The organism is Massilibacteroides sp., assembly GCF_028705895.1.
Taxonomy (GTDB): Bacteria; Bacteroidota; Bacteroidia; order Bacteroidales; family Tannerellaceae; genus Massilibacteroides.
This window is the reverse complement of the sequence record NZ_JAQWCQ010000044.1, coordinates 1-24,886: the sequence shown is the minus strand read 5'-3', so window position 1 is coordinate 24,886 and position 24,886 is coordinate 1. Positions and strand designations below refer to the sequence as shown.

Annotated in this window: 18 protein-coding genes, 1 tRNA gene and 1 pseudogene; 11 read left to right on the top strand and 9 right to left on the bottom strand. The window is 38.5% G+C overall.

Annotation, left to right across the window (positions count from 1 at the left end; genetic code table 11):
• Positions 1–16 precede the first annotated feature (16 nt).
• From PHT93_RS11180 to PHT93_RS11165, 4 genes are read right to left on the bottom strand one after another with little or no spacing between them, the layout of a single operon-like run.
• Positions 17–1,123, bottom strand: a complete 1,107-nt coding sequence (locus PHT93_RS11180) for a DUF4855 domain-containing protein (protein ID WP_300242899.1) — start codon at positions 1,121–1,123, stop codon at positions 17–19.
• An 11-nt stretch (positions 1,124–1,134) separates the two neighbouring features.
• Complete coding sequence (locus PHT93_RS11175) at positions 1,135–2,313, bottom strand: AGE family epimerase/isomerase (RefSeq protein WP_300242897.1); 1,179 nt, start codon at positions 2,311–2,313, stop codon at positions 1,135–1,137.
• A gap of 30 nt (positions 2,314–2,343) precedes the next feature.
• Positions 2,344–3,744, bottom strand: a complete 1,401-nt coding sequence (locus PHT93_RS11170) for a sugar porter family MFS transporter (RefSeq protein WP_300242895.1) — start codon at positions 3,742–3,744, stop codon at positions 2,344–2,346.
• Positions 3,745–3,756: 12 nt separating this feature from the next.
• Complete coding sequence (locus PHT93_RS11165; protein ID WP_300242893.1) at positions 3,757–4,830, bottom strand: DUF4434 domain-containing protein; 1,074 nt, start codon at positions 4,828–4,830, stop codon at positions 3,757–3,759.
• A 409-nt stretch (positions 4,831–5,239) separates the two neighbouring features.
• Between PHT93_RS11165 and PHT93_RS11160 the strand changes: the two genes are divergently transcribed.
• From PHT93_RS11160 to PHT93_RS11130, 7 genes are all read left to right on the top strand, one after another.
• Positions 5,240–6,448 (top strand): ROK family transcriptional regulator, encoded by a 1,209-nt coding sequence (locus PHT93_RS11160; RefSeq protein WP_300242891.1) that lies wholly within the window; start codon positions 5,240–5,242, stop codon positions 6,446–6,448.
• 106 nt (positions 6,449–6,554) lie between these two features.
• The gene (locus PHT93_RS11155; protein WP_300242889.1) at positions 6,555–8,759 is read left to right on the top strand and encodes a patatin-like phospholipase family protein; all 2,205 of its coding nucleotides are present in this window, start codon (positions 6,555–6,557) and stop codon (positions 8,757–8,759) included.
• A 37-nt stretch (positions 8,760–8,796) separates the two neighbouring features.
• Positions 8,797–9,465, top strand: coding sequence for a DUF2461 domain-containing protein (locus PHT93_RS11150; protein ID WP_300242887.1), 669 nt, complete (start codon positions 8,797–8,799; stop codon positions 9,463–9,465).
• Positions 9,466–9,756: 291 nt separating this feature from the next.
• On the top strand, positions 9,757–10,167 hold the full coding sequence (locus tag PHT93_RS11145; protein WP_300242886.1) for a DUF3836 domain-containing protein: 411 nt from the start codon (positions 9,757–9,759) through the stop codon (positions 10,165–10,167).
• Positions 10,168–10,705: 538 nt separating this feature from the next.
• Positions 10,706–11,359, top strand: coding sequence for a DUF2975 domain-containing protein (locus tag PHT93_RS11140; RefSeq protein ID WP_300242884.1), 654 nt, complete (start codon positions 10,706–10,708; stop codon positions 11,357–11,359).
• A gap of 22 nt (positions 11,360–11,381) precedes the next feature.
• The gene (gene sppA, locus PHT93_RS11135; protein WP_300242882.1) at positions 11,382–13,151 is read left to right on the top strand and encodes a signal peptide peptidase SppA; all 1,770 of its coding nucleotides are present in this window, start codon (positions 11,382–11,384) and stop codon (positions 13,149–13,151) included.
• Between the two features lie 16 nt (positions 13,152–13,167).
• On the top strand, positions 13,168–13,380 hold the full coding sequence (locus tag PHT93_RS11130) for a helix-turn-helix transcriptional regulator (protein WP_300242880.1): 213 nt from the start codon (positions 13,168–13,170) through the stop codon (positions 13,378–13,380).
• 88 nt (positions 13,381–13,468) lie between these two features.
• On the opposite strand, the gene PHT93_RS11125 is transcribed toward PHT93_RS11130, so the two are convergent.
• The 4 genes and pseudogenes from PHT93_RS11125 to pnp all read right to left on the bottom strand — a co-directional run bounded on the left by PHT93_RS11125 (position 13,469) and on the right by pnp (position 20,680).
• Positions 13,469–15,802, bottom strand: coding sequence for a glycoside hydrolase family 3 N-terminal domain-containing protein (locus tag PHT93_RS11125; RefSeq protein ID WP_300242878.1), 2,334 nt, complete (start codon positions 15,800–15,802; stop codon positions 13,469–13,471).
• Positions 15,803–15,825: 23 nt separating this feature from the next.
• A complete protein-coding gene (locus tag PHT93_RS11120) occupies positions 15,826–18,228 on the bottom strand; it encodes a sodium-translocating pyrophosphatase (protein WP_300242877.1) in 2,403 nt (800 codons plus the stop codon).
• Between the two features lie 16 nt (positions 18,229–18,244).
• Positions 18,245–18,382, bottom strand: a pseudogene (locus PHT93_RS11115) (Di-and tricarboxylate transporter); the annotation flags it as partial.
• Positions 18,383–18,481: 99 nt separating this feature from the next.
• A complete protein-coding gene (pnp, locus tag PHT93_RS11110; protein ID WP_300242875.1) occupies positions 18,482–20,680 on the bottom strand; it encodes a polyribonucleotide nucleotidyltransferase in 2,199 nt (732 codons plus the stop codon).
• 258 nt (positions 20,681–20,938) lie between these two features.
• Between pnp and PHT93_RS11105 the strand changes: the two genes are divergently transcribed.
• From PHT93_RS11105 to PHT93_RS11095, 3 genes are all read left to right on the top strand, one after another.
• The gene (locus PHT93_RS11105; RefSeq protein ID WP_300242873.1) at positions 20,939–22,096 is read left to right on the top strand and encodes a TlpA disulfide reductase family protein; all 1,158 of its coding nucleotides are present in this window, start codon (positions 20,939–20,941) and stop codon (positions 22,094–22,096) included.
• A gap of 177 nt (positions 22,097–22,273) precedes the next feature.
• Positions 22,274–22,744 carry a transcription elongation factor GreA gene (greA, locus tag PHT93_RS11100; RefSeq protein ID WP_300242871.1) on the top strand — a complete coding sequence of 157 codons (471 nt, stop codon included), beginning with the start codon at positions 22,274–22,276 and terminating at the stop codon, positions 22,742–22,744.
• Between the two features lie 12 nt (positions 22,745–22,756).
• A complete protein-coding gene (locus PHT93_RS11095; protein ID WP_300242869.1) occupies positions 22,757–23,152 on the top strand; it encodes an HIT family protein in 396 nt (131 codons plus the stop codon).
• A 195-nt stretch (positions 23,153–23,347) separates the two neighbouring features.
• On the opposite strand, the gene PHT93_RS11090 is transcribed toward PHT93_RS11095, so the two are convergent.
• The gene (locus tag PHT93_RS11090; RefSeq protein ID WP_300242867.1) at positions 23,348–24,427 is read right to left on the bottom strand and encodes a mannose-1-phosphate guanylyltransferase; all 1,080 of its coding nucleotides are present in this window, start codon (positions 24,425–24,427) and stop codon (positions 23,348–23,350) included.
• A 164-nt stretch (positions 24,428–24,591) separates the two neighbouring features.
• Between PHT93_RS11090 and PHT93_RS11085 the strand changes: the two genes are divergently transcribed.
• Positions 24,592–24,675: transfer RNA gene (locus PHT93_RS11085), tRNA-Leu, on the top strand.
• The last annotated feature ends 211 nt before the right edge of the window (positions 24,676–24,886 follow it).

The window sequence follows — 24,886 nt, the reverse complement described above, 5'->3', positions numbered from 1 at the left end:
TTACTTTGTTTTAGAGTTAATATTTATTTTCTTGTCTTTTGGCAATTATATCTGCCAGTTTACGGTATAATTCATTGTCTTTAGAATTATCAGAATGGAATAGTTTGTAGAAGGCATCTCCTCCCTGATAATAAGCTATATCCATAGAGTCCAATGCGCCAAACTGTTGGAATACATTGATGTAGTCCTCTAATCTGTATCCCCAGCCTTTTCTTTCTAAAGCATTTTCATCAAATTCCATTTCGAGACTCATCCCATTAGCAATTGCTGTCTGACAGGCTTCTTCAATCTGTGAAATGGGCCGGTCTTCTTTGAAGAAATAATTGGGCTGATAATAGGCTTTATCAAACCCGAATGTTTTCCAGTCAAGGTGCCCATCCGATTTAAAATAGGGAATCCAATAAAAATTAAGCCCTTTTTCATGTATGTACTTGCTTACATCCAGCGCTAAATCACGGCTGTTCGTTGCTTCCTCAGCAATCCAGTAAAAACCTGTTAGCTCAAGATATTCCGGTGATGCATCCCGAAAACATTTGGTTGCATAATCAATATACCACTGACAAGCTTTGAGTCGGTCGGTCTTATTCGAAAAATCCATCTGATCCTGATCAATAGTTCCCCAGTCTTTTTGATCAGGAATTGGTTCAGGAAGACATAAAACGACTTTTCGTTTTTCCGGAACTTGCAGGTTTGTTTCCTTGATAACTTTCCGGATTTGTTCATCCAAAGCAACTACGGCATTCCCCTTGCGGAAATAATTATTTACTAATGCTTCCCATTCTGTTTTACGCGCTCCTTCTTTTTCATAATAGGAGGCGAAACATCTGCCGTTTCCATCTTTGAATTCAAGAAAGAGAAAACCGTCAAATAACCACTTGTCACTTCCATCCTGATCCTTATACGAAACGTAAGGAGCGAAATGTTCATTTGTCCAATGAATATTCCGATGTGCACCTCCATCATAAATTAATACCATATCCTTAGGATGTTTGCCAATTACAGAATGTGTCTCTTCTACTATAGTCTTCTGTTTGGTTGTATTACTACATCCTGAAATGCCAGCCAGTAGAAGTATCATTGTGAATACTTCTAAGGCCACCTTCTGTTTATTCTCAAAAATCATTACTAAAACTATTATTTGACCTTTGTTGATAAATCTTCCAATACTTTCCAGCATTGATACAATCCTCTCGGAACATGGAAACAGCCTTTCCATTTCCCGCCTTTGAGTGTTAACAGAACTTCTCCTCTTCTATTCAGATAGCCGAACCATTCCGGATGTTCCGCGTCTTTGAAATGTGTCCAAACGTAAGTATGTATTTTTTCAAACCAATCTAAGCATTCCTGAGAGCCTGTCAGTTGGTATCCTTTCAATAAAGAGATAAGTGTCTCAATATGTACCCACCATAATTTCTGATCCCATTCTAACTGTTGCGGAGGAAAACCTTTTCTGTCCATATAATAGAAAATCCCGCCGTATTTTTCATCCCAGCCATATTTAATCATGCGCAACGTAATATCCACAGCTTTGTCAATCAGTTCCGGACGGTTCAGTCGTTTCCCAAGATCCATGATGAACCACATGGCTTCTATGGAATGCCCCGGATTAACTAAGCGTCCATCAAAACTATCTGATAATTCTCCGTCTGTAGTCACATTTTCAATGATGATTCCTCCTAATTCAGGACGATGAAAGACATCTATAACCTCATGAATGCAAGTCTCCATCAGATTTAATAGTTGCTTTTCATCCAATAAGTGTTCTATCTCAAGAGCAAGATTACACAAGATCATCGGCAAGGCAAAATTCTTTAGATTTCGCGTATTTGGATGAACTTTATTCCATTTGCCTTTCGGATTATCCGTTTTTGAAAGTATATTTTCAAAAGTCTTGAGGGCAATCTCAGCATATTCCGGATTACCGGTAGCTATGTTTAATTGTCCAAAAGCCATGGTTGCAAAAGTGTAAGAAAAAATATTATACGGTTCTATCAGCGGATTTCCTTCGCGATCAAGGGAGAAGTACCAATTGTAATTGCCATCATGGCCGTATTTCTTTAAGAACTCTGCACCTTGTATGGCACAATCTAACCATTCTTGCTTTTTTTCTACCTTATTATATAGCATGGAAAACATCCAGACTTCACGCCCTTGAAGCCATATGAATTTGTCCGTGTCGTAAACCGCTCCGTCTCTCTCTAAGCATGTAAAATAACCACCGAACTCTTTGTCCTGAGAGTGTTGAATCCAAAATGGAAGCACATTGTCTAATAGTTCCAGTTTGTATTGTTCTTTTAATTTTTTAAAATCCATCTTTATAAAATTGATTGTTTTGTATTTGCGTTAACTTTTCCAATATTTTTCTATTTCCTCTAAGGATTTCCCGGTTGTTTCAGGAACTAACTTCCAAACAATCAACATGTAAGGAATACACATGACTGCAAAAAGCATAAACGTCCCTTCCGGGCGTAAGGTCTCCAACAGGAAAGGAGTCGTCTGTCCGATCAGATAAGTACCGACCCAAAGAGAAAGACCGGCTATTGACATCGCCAGTCCGCGAACCCTTATCGGATACATTTCGGATAGCAGCACAAAAATGACTGCGGAAATAGAACCGGCACAGAAAAAGATGTATAATAGGAAGAAAACCAATAAGAAGACACTTGGAATGCCTAACTCTGCTCCTTTATAGAAATAGAATGCAATCAGCAAAAGGGAGAAAATCATACCTGTTACTCCAAAGTAAACCAAGACTTTGCGTCCGACCTTGTCTATGAAGAACATGGCCAGTACAGTAGTCAAGACATTTACTAATCCGACAATCACCTGGTAAAATAAAGAATCATTACCCGATAATCCGCTACTTTCAAAGATAGAAGGCCCGTAATACAGAACGGCATTTACTCCCATGAACTGCCCTAATATGGCAATAGCGGCTCCTATAAGAACTGCCTTGCGTATCCCAGGCTCGAAGAGTTCACGCCAATGGACTTTCGTTTCATTGCCAATTGTTCTCTGCGTTTCATTCATCTCAAAAGCACCGGTTTCCCTTGATCCGTAAATTCGGCTTAAAGTAGTGAGTGCCTTTTCGTTCCGGGATTTAAGAATAAGCCATCTGGGGCTTTCCGGAATAAAAAACAGAACAATAAAAAACAGAACAGAAGGTATGGCAGCCATTCCCAGCATACTTCTCCAAACTTCTGTTTGAAATATTTTGACAAATAAAGGGTGTGTATATTCCGAAAAGTCACCTTCCGAATAATGCAATAATCCGAAATTAATAAGATAAGCTCCTAAGAAGCCTACCGTTACAGCCAACTGATAGAGTGAAACCAAGCGTCCTCGATAGTGAGGAACAGAGATTTCCGAAATATATAATGGAGATATAATAGAAACTACTCCAATGCCTATTCCGCCTATTATCCGTGCTATAACCAAAGCATTGAAATTCGTTGAAACAGCACAACCTATTGCTGAAACAGAGAACAATATGGCGGCAACAAAAAGGGTATTTTTTCTTCCGTAATTGTCACTTAGTATGCCGGCGCACATAACTCCGAGAATAGATCCTATCAATGCGCACCCCACATACCATCCCTGAGAGATCACATCAAGCGAAAACTGGCTGGAAACCTTTATTATTGTTCCTGAGATTACAGCCGTGTCATATCCAAATAAGAAGCCACCTAAGGCTGCCACTAAAGATAGAAAACTAATGTACCGAATATTAACCGTCTTATTCATCCTTTAGTTCTCTTATTTGATGTCAAAATATTCTTTATATCTATTGTATAAATGTCCGGCTTGCAGGTATGCAGACTGAGGACTCATGAAATGAGAGAACTCAAACGTGATGGCTTTGTCATAGCCTGCACGTTTGGCTGCTTCGAGTTTCATTCTTAGTTTGTCGAATTTGATAGGTAAAAACTTGATCGGCATGTCGCGGTCGAATGTTTCTGCATTAGTCCAGCATTGCATACCGTATTTGTCTGCAAGTCTCTTGTTTACTTCGAAAAAGGCATCTAATTCATCATAATCAATATGCCCATCCTGAAAAGCACAAGCATCAACAGTTCCCTTTATACCATCGAATATTTCACCCCATTCTTTTTCGTGTTCCTGAACGGATACCGAATCTTTTTTTGATAATTCACCGGAAGCAGCCATAACCGCTTTCTTTCCGTCAATCCAGGGAGATATAAATGTAGGAAGACCGTCGGACACGTCTTTACATTGTTTTCCCATTTTGGAAAAAGCGTCGATCGCCCCTTTTGTTTTGCGGCTTATTTCGCCACTGATATACCAGCCTCCGAAGCTGTTATACTTCTTTCCGTATTTTTCCCAAACCTCGTCTATTACATACTTATTCGATTCTATTTCGTATGATAGATCGCCGGTGTCCCAGTATTTTCCGGAATCGTACAGACCAAAATAGAACTTCATTCCATATTTTTGCGCTAACCGGAGATAAAGATCAACCAAATCGACGGAAGGCATATAGCAACCTTTCTTCAGCAGATAAGAGGAAGGGTAGGTTATGAACTTTCTATATCCCGAACGAATCATAATAACCGTATCGATACCGATACTCTTCATATGCTTGAAATCCATATCCCATTCTTTCTCGCCCCAGTTTTGATGAGGTATGTCATGTGATATTTCATCCAAAAAAGTGCCTGTTATAGCCAATCCGTTTTTTTTAGGTACAATTAATTCATTTGAATGGAGGATCTCTGCCTCTTCGTCATTGCTTCTTGCCCATAAAGGCAAGGCAGTTGCAGACACTCCGGTGAGAAAAAACTTTTTAATGAAATTACGGCGGTTGTTCATATGCTTATTTTGTTATATTATTTGAGGTATATTCACGCAATCATCTGCAACAAATGTAATAACAGTTTTTTTAAACAATGTGTATTTAATAAAATATTTTACTATAGCGGCGTGTTAACAGAAAATATTTACTAAAAAGGTGCTACCTGTGATATATTATCACGTTATTCTTCTTCTTGATATATATTTATTACATTTCTTTAAAAATCTATTTAATGTGTTGTTTGGCTTAAGTAAGGATAATATGGTAGTTTTTCAGCTAATAAAAAATCAAAATGAATGAATTTTGTGATCTTGTGTGACTAAAACGATGTTTTGCAAATTGTTATTTATTCCTTGATTAATTAAGAAATCAAACATAATAATGTATATTTGTCTTAATACTGGATAGGATATTACATAGTTGAATATGAATACGGCACTACTTCAAGAGATAGAAAGAGGCACTAAAAACGCTCAGATAAAAAAAAATATAATAAATTATTATATTAAAAATGGAAGTTCTACATTAACTGAATTGTCCAAGGAGCTTGATTTAAGTGTGCCTACGGTGACAAAACTCATTATGGAAATGCATGATGAAGGTTATATCGACGACTATGGAAAATTAGAAACCGCCGGTGGACGATATCCTAATCTTTATGGCCTTAATCCTAAGTCGGGGTATTTTATCGGAGTTGACATTAAGCAGTTTGCTATCAATATCGGACTGATTAACTTCAAAGGTGAAATGGTTGACTTGAAGATGGGTATTCCGTATCAATTGGAAAATACGCAAAAGGCATTAGATGATTTGTGTTCTATTATTACTAAGTTTATTGATCGTCAACGGGTAGATAAACATAAGATATTAAATATAGATGTTAATATTTCAGGGAGGGTAAATCCCGAATCCGGTTATAGTTATAGTATTTTTTATTTTAATGAAATTCCTCTTAGTGATATTTTAAACGAAAGGTTGGGCTATAAGGTTACGATTGATAATGATACGCGTGCCATGACTTATGGTGAATACCTGGCAGGATGTGTAAATAATGAGAAAAACGTCATCTTCATAAATATAAGCTGGGGCTTAGCTATAGGTATTATTATTAATGGAAAGATATATACCGGAAAATCCGGGTTTGCGGGAGAGTTCGGGCATGTGAAGACTTATGATAACGAGATTCTATGTCATTGCGGCAAAAAGGGCTGCCTTGAGACGGAGGCTTCGGGAAGTGCAATGCATAGAAGGTTATATGAGCAGGTGAGTAAGGGGGCTTCTTCTTCGCTTTCTGCTCAAATTACGAATGAGGAACCGATTACTTTGGATGATATAATAGAAGCTGTAAATAAAGAAGATATTCTCTGTATTGATCTTGTTGAGGAAATCGGTCAGAAATTGGGAAGTCAGATTGCGGGACTTATTAATATCTTTAATCCGGAGATGGTCATTATCGGAGGGACAGTTTCCGCTACGGAGGATTATATTATGCAGCCGATAAAAACGGCAGTAAAAAAGTATTCTCTTAACTTGGTAAATAAAGATTCTACTATTGTTCTGTCTAAGTTGAAAGATAAAGCAGGCGTTATTGGCGCTTGTATGCTGGCGCGGTCGAAGCTTTTCGACAATTATTAAATTGATAAATCAGCCTTGCTCTTTATTCTGACCAAATAGATATGGAAAGCCTACTTGTTTAAGTCGCGTAAAGCGGTTATTTTTGTCTGCTGTAAACACTTAGTGGATGAAAAAAATCTTGTCTATTTTTCTGCTTATCATCATTGTATTTCAATCTGCAGCAGGTGAACGGAAAAAAGTTGCCGTTGTTTTGGGAGGTGGGGGAGCAAAAGGCGTCTCCCATATTGGTGCTCTGAAAGTTATTGAAAAGGCTGGTATTCCGATTGACTATGTGGTAGGAACCAGTATGGGCGCTATCGTTGGCGGACTTTACTCGATTGGTTATACTCCGGAAAAGATTGATAGTATTGTAAAAGCGCAAGATTGGACAATGTTGCTAAGTGACCGGATTGCACGCAGTAGTCAGTCATTCCCCGAAAAAGAAGTATCCGAACGTTATATACTCTCCCTTCCCTTTGGAAAAGAAAAAAAAGACCGCACAATACAAGGTGTGATAAAAGGACAAAACCTTCAAAATCTTTTTTCTAATCTCACGATTGGCTATCACGATGCTGTTGATTTTGGTTCATTTCAAAAGTCATTTGCCTGCGTAGCTGTAGATGTTGTGGATGGCAAAGAATACGTCTTTACCCAAGGAAGTCTCCCTCTTGCCATGAGGGCAAGCATGGCCATCCCCGCGGTATTTACTCCTGTCCGCTTGGATAGCATGGTCTTGGTAGATGGTGGATTAAATAATAATTACCCTGCCGATATAGCTCGCCGGATGGGGGCGGAAATAATTATAGGTATTGATCTTGGCACCAGTGATTTGAAGAAACTGAAGCAAATCAATACTCCCGGTGATGTTATCGGCCAGATTATTGCGCTGCACGGCAATGAAAAGTATGAAAAGAATAAGGAGATGACGGATCTGCTGCTTCGTCCTAATATGTCTCCCTATAATGCTGCCAGCTTTAACTCGATAGCTCTGGATACTTTAATAAACAGAGGAGAACAAGAAGCGCGCGCAAGATGGAATGAGTTGATTGCTTTAAAGAAAAAAATAGGTATCTCCGATGATTTTAAGCAAGAAAAAAGAGCGTATTCAAAAGACCCGACCTCAAATTGTGATGAAACATTCTATATCCGTTCAATAAGTTTTGCCGGCATTGATCCGAGAGATGAGAACTGGCTTCTTAAACTTTGCAAGTTAAAAGAGAATAGTTACACAACCATTGCTCAATTAAAAAGGGCAATGGATATAATTATTGGAACAGATCTGTATTCAAATGTAAGCTATAAACTATCCGGCCAGAATCAGGATGAATTGATTCTAAGTACAGAAGCAAAGGCGATGAGTTCCTTAAATCTGGGCGTGCGTTTTGACACGGAGGAGATCATGGCTATTTTGTTGAATGCAACATTGGATTATCGTTCGCGGTTTCGTTCGCAGTTTGCCATTACAGGGCGTGTCAGCGAAAGTTCGTATGCCCGGCTTGATTACACCATCGAGAACAATCCGCTTCGTAATTTTAATATCGCCTACATGTTAGATTACAAAGACATAGACATCTATCAAAAAGGGGAAAAGTTCTACAATACCACCTATCTTCACCATCTTGCCGAGTTCGGATATACAGATATGAACTGGCTGAACTTCAAGTTTCAGGCCGGTATCCGGTATGAATATTATGACTATAACAGATTCTTATATTCTGAAGGCTCGCAAGAATATCATCTGAAACCCGAAGATTTTATAAATTATTTTGCTCTGGCTCATTTCGAGACCTTTGATCGCGGTTATTTCCCAAACAAGGGTGTTTCTTTCCGTGCTCAGTATGAGATTCATACGGACAACTTTCTGAAATATAAAGGAAAGTCGCCATTTTCCTCCCTTTCTGCTTGTGCATCAACAGTCATTCCGCTCAGTTCACATCTAAGCCTGCTACCCTTTGTCTATGGACGAACTCTGCTTGGAGACAACCCCGCCTATCCTTATCTTAATGTATTAGGAGGAGAAGTGTTTAGCAAGTATTTACCTCAACAAATGCCTTTTACCGGCATTAACCGAATGGAAGTTACCTCCAATTCGATACTGATTGGGAAAATACAATTACGGCAACGAATCGGGAATAATCATTTCATTTCGCTTATCGGTAATTTTGGAATGCACCATGATCGTCTTGAAAACATAACAGATGGTAAGCATATCTGGGGCGGAAGTATTGGATACGGATTTAACAGCGTTGCCGGTCCGCTAAATGCCAGTCTTGGTATTTCCGATCAGACCGACAAGGTGCAGTTCTATATGAATCTTGGTTATTACTTCTGACAATATTCGTATGTTTGTGTATTAAAATCCGAAAAAAATGAATGCAGAAGTATTACAATTCCTTTCAGAATTAAAAGAAAATAACTACCGCGAATGGTTTCAGGAAAATAAATCCAGATATGAAGCACTAAAGGCAGGATTTATTGATGAGGTGCAGCAGCTAATTAATCGCATCTCTCTTTTTGATACGGATATTGCCGGATTAGAAGCTAAGAATTGTTTGTTTCGCATTTATCGGGACATCCGGTTTTCTCCCGACAAAACACCATATAAAACGCATTTCTCAGCCTACATATCGCAAGGAGGAAGAGGAAGCGAACGTGCCGGATATTATTTTCATCTGGAGCCGGGTAGATGTTTGTTGTCCGGTGGAGTATGGATGCCTCCGGCACCCTTATTAAAAAAACTAAGACAAGAAATATTTAATCAGATAGACGAATTTGTTGAAATTTTGGAAGATCCCTCTTTCAAGAAAGTATTCCCGGGCCTGGATGGGGAAGTGCTAAAACGTAACCCTGCAGGATATCCTGATTCTATTTATAATGATATTATTCGCCACAAGGACTTTGCCGTTGTGTCCTATAAACCCGACCATTTTTTTACGCAGAAAGATTGGGTTGAGAAGAGTCTTTCTGATTATCAAAAACTATATCGTTTTAATAAATTCCTGAATTATTTTGTGGATGATTATTTGGGTCGGGTGTAGATCCGGAATTGGATAAAATAGTCTTCAACTTACGATTCGTAATTTAATTGTTAAAAACATCATCTGTTGAAAAACATAGTCTTAATGTTGTGTTTTCTTGTTTTTTATGCGTTGTGGTTGACTTACAGCTTGAAACGATAATAAATCAACATTCGCGCATCTCTATTTTCCATAAAAAAGGTCTTAAATTAGTTAAATATGGATAATTAGGTGACAATTTGTAAACAAACTATTGCAGGATATCTAAACTACTCGTATGTTTGCATTACAATTTAATAAAAACAAATCGTCATGAAAAAGTCTGTATTAACGAAAAGTATTTTTGCTCTTGTTGCAATGTTTATATGCAGTCTTGCGATAAGCGCGTCTTCTCCACGTAATTATATTTATGATACAAAAGAAGAAAATGGAAAAGTAATTTCCAAAGTAGTATTTCTTCAGGATAAAGGCCTTTTGAACAAAGAGGTGAAATATGAATTTGCTTACAATGAAGCCGGAAAAGTAATGAAGAAAAAAGCCTTTCGTTGGAATAGCAAATCTGAGGACTGGGATCCTTTTTATCAGACAACCTACACATACAATGCAGATAGCAGTGAAATCCACTCTGTATATGCTATGTGGGACAAAACAAAAAAAGATTTCAGTCTGAATGTGCAGGAAATGAATTTGCCTGTATCAAACTACAACAATATTTTTCAATAAATAAACACAAAACACACAAAGTTAAAGAGAAGGGGTCGCCGTGAGGTCACCCCTTTTTTGTGTTTCAAACTATGGTGTTTAAATAATGAATCAACTCATTAGAATAAATAAAAAAATATAAAGGTTATTTTGGAAAATATAAAGGATATTTTTGCAAAAATATCCTTTATATTTTTAAGGTATTTTTATGTTGATTTTCAACAGACAAAAAACGGGCTTTTTTTAGACAATCAAACCTGGTTTTTGTCCACTTTTTAAGTACCTTTTTCTCTTGAATACCCCATCAGAATTTTCCATATCGACTCGGTTTTCTCAAGTTTGCGAATAAAAAATATAAACATCATTGCTATGTTTAAACCCGTTCTTAAGGTATGACTTACAAACGCTCAAGGGAAACAAACAAGTCTTATCTCAATAATGTTTTATCGAATATCAATATTTTTTTATCGAAAATATTTGGTTATTCAAAAAAAACTATTTTTATTTGCATATCGATAAACGATAAAAACAAGCCCTAAAACAATATAAAATAGTATCAATGAAAACAAGATTAAAGATATACAGTTTACTTCTGATGGTTGTTTTTACTGCAGCACTCGGTTACGAAATGTATAAGGGATCAGGAAGTTTCAGTCAAGGATTTAACGAAGGATATCATCATCGTGATCCGGATCATTTTACACAAAAAATAGGAGAACGTCATTCTATGACGCTTTTGCTTGATACTGATAATTTTATGCCGAAAGACTCGATTCTTAATAAAAGAACAGGACAATATTGTCCGGCCGAATATCATGAGATTATTGTTTATGCTAATGAGAAAGAACCTTGGTGGGCAGAAATAAGAACTCTTTTATTCGGTTTTCTGAGTCTTATTTCTTTTGTTGTGATTCTAATTTGTTTTTATAAAATAATTACAGCAATTCAATCGGCGAAATTTTTTGAACAATCGACAATCTTAAAACTTCGACTTATGGGAATATCGTTTTTTGTTCTTGCCTTGATGTATGGTATTGATCAATATTATATGTTTCAACGAACGCAGGTTTTTTTTGAATTTGACAATTATAAACTTGCTTCGGGTGAGTGGTTTCTTTCTTCGTACTGGATTTATGGATTGATTTCATTCGTTATAGCAGAGTCTTTTTCTATAGGCTTAAAGATGAAAGAAGAACAGGATTTAACAATATAATAACAATTAATAAAACAGATTTATGAAACAATTTTTTAAGAATGTTTTTGCATCCACATTCGGTGTATTAATAGGAGTAACTATTATGGTAAGTGTGGCTGTATTTGGTCTTTTTGTCAGTATTGCAAGCAGTAGTGGCGATTCGGAATACAAACCGAAAAAAAACACGGTATTCAAACTCTCCTTAGATGGTGAAATCGTTGAAAACAACGTTACCAATCCTTTTTTGGAACTTATGGGCGAGAAGGAGTCCTTGTCTTTGTCTAAAATCCTTCGTTCCATTCGTGTAGCAAAAGAAAATGACAATATTAAAGGTATTTATCTTGAAATGGGACAAACATCTGTTTCTCCGGCAACAGCAAGTGCTATACGTGATGCTTTAGGGGAATTTAAAGAAAGCGGTAAATTTATCGTTTCTTATTCAGATGCCTATACACAGGGCGGGTATTATATCGCAAGTATGGCCGACTCTGTTTTTGTTAATCCTTTAGGAAATATTTACCTGACCGGCTTATCGTCTATCGGCATCTTTTACCCTGAACTGGCTGAAAAAGTTGGTGTCAAATATGAAATTTTCAAGGTCGGCACATTCAAAGGAGCTGTTGAGCCTTACTTCTTAAAGAAATATAGCGATGCAAACAGAGAACAGATAACTTCTTTTCAACAAAGTATATGGAAGAATATGACTTCTGCTATTCTTCAAAGTCGTCGTATCTCGGAAGAAAGGTTGAATGAGTTTATTAATGACGGTCATTTTATAGATAAAGCTGAGACGGCATTAGAATACCAGTTGGTAGATGCTATTCGTTATCGTTACGAGGCAGAAAATGCTGTTAAGGCGTTAGCGGGACAGGCAGAGGAAGATAAATTTAAAACGGCCGATGTAAGTCAGATGAGCCGTATCAAAGATAAGACAAAAGTAAAAGAAGATAAAATAGCAATTTTATATGCGGAAGGAATTATCCAGGAATCTTCCGGTAGTTCTTCTTTCGGCATGGATGAACAGACTATTTCCGAGAAAATGGTTGACGAGTTTCGTAAACTTAATGACGATGACGAGGTTAAAGCGGTCGTTTTCCGTGTAAATTCTCGTGGAGGAAGTGCCTATATCTCCGAACAGATATGGAAACAGGTGTACGAACTGAAACAGAAAAAACCTGTTGTCGTTTCTATGGGAAGTTATGCTGCTTCAGGTGGATATTATATCTCATGCGCTGCTAATCAAATCGTAGCAGAACCAACTACACTTACCGGTTCAATCGGAGTCTATGGTATAATACCAAACTTTACAGGAACTGCTGAAAAAATAGGGGTAACCACCGATGTAGTAAAAACCAATGAATTAGCCGATTTAGGAAATCTTACACGCCCAATGACGGATCAGGAGAAGGCATTAATTCAGGCTAACGTAGAACGTACCTATGATTTATTCCTTACCCGTTGCGCTGAAGGTCGTGGAATGACTAAAGAGGAAATTGATTTTATTGCTCAGGGAAGGGTATGGACCGGCGAACAGGCATTAGAAAGAGGTCTTGTAGATAAATTAGGGAATGTTGGTACGGCCATTGAAACAGCCGCAGAACTTGCCGAATTAGAAGATTATAGTGTTTTCGCTTATAATGCCAATAAAGATTTCTTTACTGAACTATTGGAAAAGCAATTAGACGAAATGAAAATCAACTTAATAAAAAATACCTTAGGTGAAAAATTCGAACTTTTCAAAGTGCTTTATAATGCCAAACCTCAGGAAGGTATTCAGGCTTTAAGTCCTATCGAGCTACAAGGTATGTGATTAAAAAACAAGAAGAATGCCAATTATAGTAAATCTGGATGTGATGATGGCCAAGCGAAAAATTTCGCTCGGAGAACTGGCGGAACGTGTGGATATAACCCCGGCAAATCTGTCTGTGCTTAAAACAGGCAAGGCGAAAGCGATACGCTTTTCTACGCTGGAAGCGATCTGCAAGGAATTGGATTGTCAGCCGGGTGATATTCTGGAATACCGAGAGGATGATTCCTGAGTTTTTTAACAATAAAATAAAAAGAGACGCTCTAAAAAATACATGATGTTTTTTTAGAGCGTCTCTTTTTGTTTACAGAAAGTCGATATTACTTGTTTGGGGTTTCCCATTTTTTCGTATCGGTACATTGGATCATCAGCTTCTCATTTCCACAAGTCATGCGGAAGTCGCCTTTTTCAAGTATCCATTTCCCGTCATAACCGACAAAAGCGAGATCGCTTCCTTTCAGTTTCATAGTCACCGTTTTTGTTTCCCCGGGCTGAAGCGCAACTTTTTCAAAACCACGCAAACGAATATTATCCGGAGTTATACTTGCAACTAAGTCACTGGAATATAAAAGTACAGTTTCCTTTCCGGCTACTTTTCCCGTATTTGTCACATCAATACTGAACGTTAATTCGTTATCTGCGCTAAAATCAGAACGGTTTACGCTGAAGTTGCTGTATTTGTAGGACGTATAACTTAATCCTGCCGCGAAAGGCCATTGCACATCCATTATTGCATCGTAGTTGTAATTTCCGTCCATCTGCCCCATGTTTTCACAGGGTTTATAGTCGTAAGTAGCCAAAGAATTAATCAAACGAGGATATGTAAAGGGTAATTTCCCGCTGAAGTTAGCATCTCCTGCTAAAAGATTAGCCAACGCGTCGGCTCCGTAATTTCCCGGTAACATGATATGGACAACGGCTTGTACCAAAGGAACTATCTCGTTGATAATTCGCGGACGACCTTCGTTCAGCACTAAGATTACCGGCTTTCCAGTTGCGGCTAAAGCCTTTACTAACTCTTTCTGGTTGGCCGAAAGATTCAGATCTGTCAGATTACCCGGTGTTTCACAATACGAATTTTCACCTACGCAAGCGATAATCACATCTGCCGAAGCAGCCGCCTGTACTGCTTTTTCTATTTCCGGCTCATTCTCCTGCCACCATAGCGCACCTTTACCGGTTGCATAGGTTATACCCGGTTCATAGATAATGTTGCCTTGTCCGTATTTGTTACCAAGAGCTTCGTAGATGGTGTTATACGCCTGCGCACATTCATCAGCCCGGTCTCCCTGCCAGGAATAAGACCAACCGCCGTTCAGGCAACGCATGGAGTTGGCGTTAGGACCTGTCAGCAATATTTTTTTTCCTTTTGCTAAAGGGAGCACGTTTGATTCATTTTTCAGCAAGACCAAAGACTCTTCCGCTGCATTCAATGCGACTTGGGCAAACTCGCTACTGCCGAATTTATCGTATTCTTTACTATCCCAATAAGGATTTTCAAACAAACCCAAACGGTATTTCAGTCGAAGCACGCGTCGTACGGCGTCATCGATGCGCGCCATAGGTACTTCGCCTTCTTCAACCAATTCTTTCAGATAAGTACAGAAGCTCACTTCGTAGGGAACCATCGACATGTCGATACCGGCATTGATCGCTATTTTTATCGCCTCTTTCTTCGTTGCCGCAATATGGTCGCGCGTGCAAAGATTATTGATATCTGCCCAATCGGTAACAATCATTCCGTCCCAGTTCAGGTCTTCTTTCAGCCAACCGGTCAACAATTCTTTATTGGCATGAAAAGGCATCCCATTGTTTACTCCGGAATTAACCATGAGTGTCAGAGCACCGTTGCGGATACATTCAAGAAAAGGAGCAAAATGTTTTTCGCGCAAATCGATTGTCGAGATAGAAGAAGGAGTACGGTCTTTCCCTGAAACAGGAACGCCATATCCCATAAAGTGTTTAAGGCTGGTCGCCACATGATATTTCCCGATATTATTGGGATCATCCCCCTGGAAACCTCTGACCGACTGCGAAGCCATTTGAGCGTTCACATAACTGTCTTCTCCAAAACTTTCCCACATGCGCGCCCAACGTGGATCACGTCCTAAATCCATCACCGGAGCATATGTCCAGGGAATACAACAAGCCTTTGTCTCGTAAGCCGAGATTTCAGACGAACGATGCATAAGCTCACGATTAAACGTCGCAGCCATATTTATCCCCTGAGGAAAGAGTGTTCCATCCAGTGTGTAAGTCGTTCCATGAATCTGATCCACCCCATAGATACAAGGGATTCCGATTTCTTTTAATGATTTATCCTGAATCTTTTTGATCGTCTCCGCCCATTTCTCTTTTTTCTGGGCAACGCTAAGCGGAACATTCAGGATAGAACCGACTTTATACTTCCCGATAACCGTGTCAAGCTGCGCTTCACTCAGTTTAAAATCGTTGGGACTTTCAAAGTCGGTTATCACATCAATCGTGATTTCACACATCTGACCGACTTTTTCTTCTAAAGTCATTTTCTTAAGCAGAGCCTCAACCCGTTTCTCGATTTTCGGATCAGACGGGATGGCTGGTTTCATCTGGGCTTTTACTACAACAGTGGTTATACCACAAAATAATACAAGTGTTACTAAAAAATTTCTCATATGTTTACCTTAATTAAAAAAAATCATTTCACCGGTATCCGCATTTTATAAAACGAACGCCATACAAAATAAAGTCCGATTAACAGAAACGGTATAGCGATAAAAGCGGAATAGTCATGTCCGGGGTTCGCCTTCATTTCAATACAGATTTCAGTAGCCAATAACCCAAACAAGGTAGAAAACTTAATTATCGGATTGAGCGAAACAGAGGATGTGTCCTTGAAAGGATCGCCAACAGTATCTCCGATAACGGCCGCTTCGTGAAGCGGTGTGTTTCTCTCTTTAAGATCCACTTCTACCACTTTCTTTGCATTATCCCAACTCCCTCCGGCATTCGCCATATAAATTGCCTGAAATAAGCCGAAGACAGCAATCGAAACAAGATACGCAACAAAGAAATTCGGATCCATAAACGCAAAAGACAAGGTTAAAGATATCAAAGCTAAGAAAATATTCCACATTCCCTTTTGTGCATATTGCGTACAAATCTTTACCACAGATTTAGAATCTTCGATATCAGCTTCTTTTTTATTCATGTTGAACGTGCGTTTTATATATTCCACAGCTCGGTATGCTCCTGTTGTCACGGCTTGCATAGAAGCACCGCTAAACCAGAAAATAACCGCACCACCACAAATGAGTCCCAGTAGTACAGGTGCATCGGTTAGCGAAAGACTTAATAATCCGGCTTTTTCCAATAAGAGAATGATCGAAAAGATCATAGTCGTTGCTCCTACAACAGCCGTGCCTATCAACACAGGCTTTGCCGTGGCTTTGAATGTGTTTCCCGCAGAGTCGTTTGCTTCTAAATAGTGTTTGCCCGTTTCAAAATCAGGATTAAATCCAAAGTCTTTTTCTATTTCTGCTTCAATGCCTTGAATCTGTTCAATCTGGGATAGCTCAAAAACGGACTGGGCATTATCGGTCACCGGACCATAACTGTCAACAGCAATAGTAACCGGCCCCATACAAAGAAATCCGAACGCTACTAACCCGAACGCAAAGATAGAGGCATGAGGCCCTAATACTTCACTTAAACCTAATCCGGCAGTAAAATAAGCTAAGCCCATCAAACCAACAATCAATAATCCAGTCCAGAACGCACTGAAATTTCCGGCGACAATCCCCGATAATATATTTAATGAAGCTCCTCCTTCGCGCGAAGCTGTCACAATTTCCTGAACATGCTTTGACTTAGAGCTTGTAAATATCTTCGTAAATTCAGGAATAAGTACAGCCGCAAGTGTACCACAGCTTATTATTACCGCTAACTTCCACCACAATCCTGAAACAGCAATATCATCCAGAAGCAGATAACTCATAAAAAATGAAGCAGAAATACAGAGAATGGCAGCAATCCAGATCAGACGCATTAATGGTGCTTCGAAATCAAACGACTTCTTGTTCCCATAAAGTCTTTCCGATATAGCCTGGTTGATGAAAAAGGAACAACCGGAAAGGAAATCCATAAGAAAGCGCATTCCAAATATCCATACAATTAATTTCGCTTGCATATCCGGGTCTGTTACAGCCAGAGTTATAAAAGAGATTAACGCTACTCCCGTTACCCCGTATGTTTCAAAACCGTCTGCAGTAGGACCTACGCTGTCTCCCGCATTGTCTCCTGTACAATCGGCTATCACGCCCGGATTTCGCGGATCATCTTCTTTTACCTTAAAAACAACTTTCATCAAATCCGAACCGATATCGGCTATTTTAGTGAAAATACCTCCGGCAATACGCAGGGCGCTTGCTCCGAGAGATTCTCCGATCGCAAAACCAAGGAAACATATTCCAACAATTTCACGAGGAACGAAAAGCAAAATAAAGACCATCATCACTAATTCCAGAGAAATAAGAAATAGTCCTACACTCATTCCTGCTCTTAGTGGTATATTGACTACATCTAATGGACGACCGCGAAGAGCAGCAAAGGCCGTTCGCGCATTTGCATATGTATTTACTCTTATTCCATACCAGGCGACAGCATAAGAGCCGGACATACCTACAATAGAAAAGAGGAGTACTTGAATAACAACCGAGAAGCTTTCTCCTGCAAGTCCAAAAAAGTAAACACACAGAACAATGGCAACCAGACCGAATAGCATCAATAAAAACTTTCCTTGTTGAAGCAAATAGGTACGACAAGTTTCGTAAATCGTATTTGCCACCTTCAGCATAGAGTTATGAGAAGGCATTTTTTTTATCTGATTAAATAAAAAGAGGCTAAACCCTAATGTTCCTAAAATGATTAATGCTCCGTAAAAGAGAAAATCCCAGGCGGAAACGGAATTTCCCCAAATATGAAATGCACCTTCGTGTAAATCCGGAATCGCAAGGTCGGCTTCACTTGCATATAGGTTAGTAAAAGATGTCGTGAATAAAAATGTAAATAAGAATGCAAAAACAGGTTGTGTCTTTTTCATGGGATTAGCATATTATTTATAGTAAACCATTAATTCCTAATGTGATTAATAAAATGTAGCCCAAAATTAAACCAATTATCCCAGTTATAAGACCTGTTTTCACCATATTTTTTTGTTCTATGAGACCTGTAGCATGTGCTAAAGCGTTAGGGGGGGCTAATGATTCCCTTATCTATCGGTATATTCTTATGGTATAGGCAAACAAAAAAGCTGTTCCCTAAAAAGAAAACAGCTTTCTGTCTATTATTAATTATTAATCCTGTCTGCGTTCAGGGCGTGGTCCGCGATGTTCACCTCTTGGTGGGCGTTCAGTACGTGGTGGGCGCTCTTCGTATCCTTCAGGTTTAGGAAGAAGTACTTTTCGCGAAAGTTTAAACTTCCCGGTCTTACTGTCAACATCCACTAATTTCACCTGAATTGTATCTCCTTCTTTTAATCCGGCTTGCTCTACTGTTTCTAATCTCTTCCAATCTATTTCAGAGATATGAAGCAACCCATCTTTCCCTGGCATAAATTCCACGAATGCACCATAAGGCATTACTGACGAAATTTTACCTTCGTAAACTTCTCCTACTTCCGGCACAGCAACAATTCCCTTGATTGCTCTCATTGCAGCGTCAATCGTGTCTTTATTTGTTCCGGAAATCTCAATCTGTCCAAATCCGTCCACTTCTTCTATTGTAATAGTAGCTCCGGTTTTTTCCTGAATACCCTGAATGATTTTTCCACCCGGTCCGATAACTGCTCCGATGAATTCTTTGCCAATTGTAAGTGTTTCAATACGCGGAGCATGAGGCTTGAGTTCTGCACGCGGCTCTGCAATGCAATCAGTGATCTTCCCTAGAATATGCATACGGCCTGCTTTTGCCTGTGCCAATGCGTTTTCAAGAATTTCATATGATAAACCATCAACCTTAATGTCCATTTGTGTTGCCGTAATACCATCTTTTGTTCCTGTTACCTTGAAGTCCATATCTCCTAAATGATCTTCGTCTCCCAGAATGTCCGAAAGAATGGCATAGTTTGTCCCCTTGTTCTCTGAGATTAATCCCATAGCAATTCCGGAAACCGGCTTTTTGATTTTTACTCCTGCATCCATAAGTGCCAATGTGCCGGCACAAACGGTAGCCATTGAAGATGAACCGTTAGATTCAAGAATGTCGGAAATTACACGTACTACATAGGGATAGTCTGAAGGTATCATACGTTTTAATGCACGATGAGCAAGGTTTCCATGACCAATCTCACGACGACCGATACCGCGTGAAGCTTTGGCTTCTCCGGTTGAGAACGGAGGGAAGTTATAATGCAAGAGAAAACGTTCTTTTCCATGATTGAGTACGTCGTCAACTAACTTTTCGTCAGCTTTAGTACCTAATGTAACAGTAGTCAAAGACTGCGTTTCACCGCGTGTGAAAATTGCTGATCCGTGCGGGCCGGGCAAACAGTCAATCTCTGTCCAGATAGGACGAACCTCCGTGGTTTTACGACCATCAAGACGTTTCCCTTCATCTAAGATTGCACGACGCATAGCCTCTTTTTCAACGTCATGATAGTAGCGTCCTATCATTTCAGCTTTTGTTGCTAATTCTTCTTCAGACAAAGATGCTTTATATTCTGCAACTATATTTTCAAAAGCTTCTCCACGTTCATGCTTTCCTGTTCCTGAAGTGGCTACAGCATATGCTTTCGCATAACATTTATCGTGAACATCCTTACGCAACTCTTCATCGTTTTCTTCGTGACAATACTCGCGTTTTGTCAATTTGCCACAAGCTTCAGATAATTCAAGTTGTAGTTTACATTGTTCTTTGATGGCTTCATGAGCAATCTTGATGGCTTCAAGCATTTCTTCTTCCTGAACTTCGCTCATTTCGCCTTCTACCATCATTATATTGTCCATTGTAGCACCGACCATTATATCGATATCTGCTTTTTCCAATTGAGAGAAGGTGGGATTTATGATAAAGTTTCCATCAACACGTGCCACACGTACTTCAGAAATCGGTCCGTTAAATGGTATATCTGATACAGCAAGAGCAGCCGAAGCAGCCAATCCGGCTAAAGCATCCGGCATATCTTCTCCATCTGCTGAGAATAAAATAATATTTACATAAACTTCTGCGTGGTAATCATCCGGAAATAATGGACGCAATGCACGGTCCACTAAACGTGAAGTGAGAATTTCATAATCTGATGCACGGCCTTCCCTTTTTGTAAATCCACCAGGGAAACGTCCTAATGCTGAAAATTTTTCTTTGTACTCTACTTGAAGCGGCATGAAATCAACACCGGGATTTGCATCTTTTGCTGCACAAACGGTAGCGAGTAAAACCGTATTACCCATTCTTACAGTAACGGCTCCGTCCGCTTGTTTAGCCAATTTCCCGGTCTCGATGGTAATGGACCTTCCATCACCTAACTTGATCGTCTTGTTAATTGGATTAAGCATAATCTTCTTTTCTTATTTTTTATCTATAAAATTGTTGCAAATGTAATGAAAGTTTGCGCTAAATGGATGTAAATGAAAATAAAAAGCGCGCGATGTCCCTTTTTGAGGACAAAAGCCTGTCTGTTTTTAATAGCAGATATGACAGGTTTTCACAACAAAGCTTATATTCTATGTCTTTTTGATAATAAATACCGGTAGAGCGCTATGTATTTATATGGCAAATAATGTATATTTGCATTCATAATAAAATTTAAATAAATGAAACACTTATCTTCGTTGCTGTTTGTTCTGTTTGGCATATTGTGTATGCTTTTAACGGCCTGTGGTGATTCAACTAATTTCACGGTTAAAGGGGTTATCTCCGGAGGAGACAAGCAAATGCTATATCTTGAGAATGTGGGTATCTCAAATGTTACTTTATTAGACTCTATTAAACTTACAAATACAGGCAAGTTTAAATTTAAATCTCCCAAACCTGATTATCCCGACTTCTACAGATTAAGGCTAAACAATCAATTGATTAATTTTTCTATTGACTCAACCGAAGTCGTGAGTTTTGTTGCTGATGCAGGGACATTTGCAACCTCATATTCTGTAGAAGGTTCAGAAAATGCAAAAGCAATAAAAAGTATTACGTTAGCGCAGTTAGATGCAAATGTGGAAATCAACAAGCTCAGGAAGGAATATGAAGCAGAGCTGATTGAAGATAGTGTATATAAGGATAAAGTGATAGAAACGGCAAAAGCTTATAAAGAAGTAGCCCGCAAATATATTTATGGAGCACCGATGTCAACTGCGGCTTATTTTGCTTTGTTCCAACAAGTAGATGGATTGTTGTTTTTTGATTTATATGATAAGGATGATTCAAAAGCCTATAGCGCAGTAGCAACGAGTTATGATCACTATTATCCGAATAGCGCCAGAACGAAACATTTATATAATCTTGCCTTGCAATCTATCAAGGTTATTCGTAGTCAAAGACAAATTGATTTTGACGATATTGAGACAAAAGAAGTCAATTTTATTGACATTGAGTTACCTAATTTAAAAGGAGAAAAAGTAAAATTAGCGACTGTTGCTACAGGATCGTCTGTGATTGTTAATTTTACCGCTTATCAGACAGAATGGTCTCCTTCATTGAATATGCTTTTAGGGGAGCTTTATGAAAAATATAGTAATAAGGGGCTGAAGATTTATCAAATATCCTTAGATACAGATGAGCATCTATGGATGAATGTGTCAAGTAAACTGCCCTGGACTTGTGTCCGTGATCCGCAAAATGTTTATTCGCAAGCAGCCGCTATATACAATGTTAAGCAATTACCGGCATTGTTCCTTCTGGATAAGAAAGGTAATCTTGTAAAGCGTATAGAAGACATAAAGACATTAGAAGCAGATCTAAAGGCTGTTTTATAGTAAATAGATAAAACAGAACAATTTGTGTTATAAAGCATTGACCTCCGTTTGGAGAACAATCTGATATTATATATATTTGCATTGTATTAGAAACAACGAGAGTTCCGATCACAAGGTTTGGTCGGGATTCTTTTTTTATTGAGAAATTCACAAAATTAAGATAAAGGAGAATTTAATATGGCAGTTACTTATATGACAGAAGAAGGCTACAATAAATTGTTAGCTGAAGTGACATACTTAGAAACGGTAAAACGCCCTGAAATATCAGCTCAGATTGCGGAAGCGCGCGATAAGGGCGACTTGTCGGAGAATGCAGAATATGATGCAGCAAAAGAAGCCCAAGGCCTGATGGAAGCAAAAATAGCTCAACTCAAAGGTCTTATAGCGAATGCACGCTTTATAGATGAATCCCGTGTGAAAACAGACGAGGTGCAAATATTGAACAAGGTAAAAATTAAGAATACAAAAAATAATGCTGTAATGACTTACACGTTAGTTTCTGATTCGGAAGCCAACTTAAAGGAAGGTAAAATAGCAATCAGTACACCTATTGCTCAAGGTCTTTTGGGAAAGAAAAAAGGAGAGATCGTTGAGATAGCTGTTCCTTCGGGGATGATGAGTTTTGAAATCATGGATATTTCTATCTAATTCATATAGCACATGGCAACTATTTTTAGTAGAATTATTAATGGCGAAATCCCATGTCATAAAATTGCAGAAGACAGTGAATTTTTCGCTTTTTTAGATATAAATCCTATTGCTGCGGGACATACATTGGTTGTTCCTAAACAAGAAATTGATTATATTTTTGATCTGAATGATGATTTGTTGGGAAGAATGATGGCTTTTGCAAAGAAAGTCGCTAAGGCGCAACAAAGAGCCATTCCTTGTAAAAGAATCGGATTAACAGTCATCGGTCTGGAAGTGCCACATGCACATATTCATCTTGTGCCGATTCAAAAAGAATCGGATATTTATTTCGGTAAAGAAAAGATAAAGGTAACTCAAGAAGAATTAGCGCAGACAGCAGAAAACATACGGTCTGAATACAAATAAGCAGAAAACTTTTTTGTTGAATAAGAATTTATCTATCTTTGCAACCGTATTCGTGGGCTAAATCAGCTCAACGGATTTTTAGACGAAACAAATTGATTCATTAGTGGTTTTTACTCATAAAATTTGTTAACCTTAGAAAAAAGGCCCCTCTGAGACAGAGCGGCCTTTTTTATTGTTATTTGAATCCTTAAAATCTTAATTAAATTCCTTGCCGAACTTTAAATGAGCATCAGCTACAAATTGTTTGATTCTATGTTCGTCCTCTTTTTTGCAAATAAGCAACACATTGCCCGAATCAGCAATAATATAACCATCTAAACCTTGTACTACGGCCAATTTATCTTTGTCGCCTAAAGCAATCAGATTGTTGCTGCTATCATAAAGCATGGCATTACTCTTTAATAGCGCATTGTTCTTGTCATCTTTGTTGGCAATATCAAACAAAGATCCCCACGTTCCCAGATCAGCCCAGCCAAAGTCAACACCAAGCATATATACATTGTCTGCCTTTTCCATTATTCCATAATCTATGGAGATGTTTTGGCAATAAGCAAAGTTTTCGTCTATAAAGGTCTTTTCTTCCGAAGTATTAAACTTATCAAGACCTAAGTTGAATCTCGCAGTAATATCCGGTAAAAAACGTTCAAACGCACTTAGTATAGAAGATACATTCCATAGAAAGAGTCCTGAGTTCCAGAAAAACTCTCCACTTTCAAAAAACACCTGAGCTAATTCAGTATTAGGTTTCTCTGTAAAAGTTTTAACCTTATTGAAATTACCAATAGCCTCTTCATCACTTTGAATATAACCATATCCGGTTTCAGGTCTGCTGGGCTTAACCCCTAAGGTAACTAAGGCGTTATTATGCTTTACAAAATCTAACCCCTTTTTAATGTCTCTCAGGAAAACATCTTCCTTTAAAATTAAATGATCAGAAGGAGCTACTACGATATTTGCATTGGGATTACACGCTCTGATATGATAAGAAGCATAGGCAATACAAGGAGCTGTATTTCTTCTCGAAGGCTCAAGCAATACCTGTTTATCTTTCAGTTCAGGCAGCTGTTTCCTTACCAAGGGAGCATAAAGTTCGTTCGTAACAATATATATGTTCTCCATAGGGATAATCTTGGAAAACCGGTCAACTGTCATTTGCAACAACGAACGTCCCGTGCCAAACATGTCAAGAAATTGTTTTGGATAAGTCTCACGGCTGAATGGCCAGAATCTGCTACCAATACCTCCACCCATAATAACACAATAATTATCTGTCATGACTTCTTTTTTAGTGATCATACTACAAAGTAAACGAAATATTCCATCATTTATTTCCTAAAGAAAACCAATAAATCATAGAAAATAAGCAATGTCAAAAAAAAGAGCAGTAGCATTTGTGAGAACAAAAAAAAACTCTACCTTTGCAACGCATTAAGAAAAATGCCCAGATGGCGGAATTGGTAGACGCGCTGGTCTCAAACACCAGTGGATTCACTTCCATGCCGGTTCGATCCCGGCTCTGGGTACTTAAAATCCCTGATTTTCAATTGAAAATCAGGGATTTGCGATTTTGTGGGGTGTAAAAAAGGTGTAAAAGATAATATAAAGAATTTCGGATCAGCGGATTTTCTCGGTGGATATCCTTCCTTTCATAGGTTAAGAATATAACATAACTTTGCGTGTATGAACCCAGAAGAATTGCTTAGGGTAATACTCCCTGATGTATTGATAGACAAT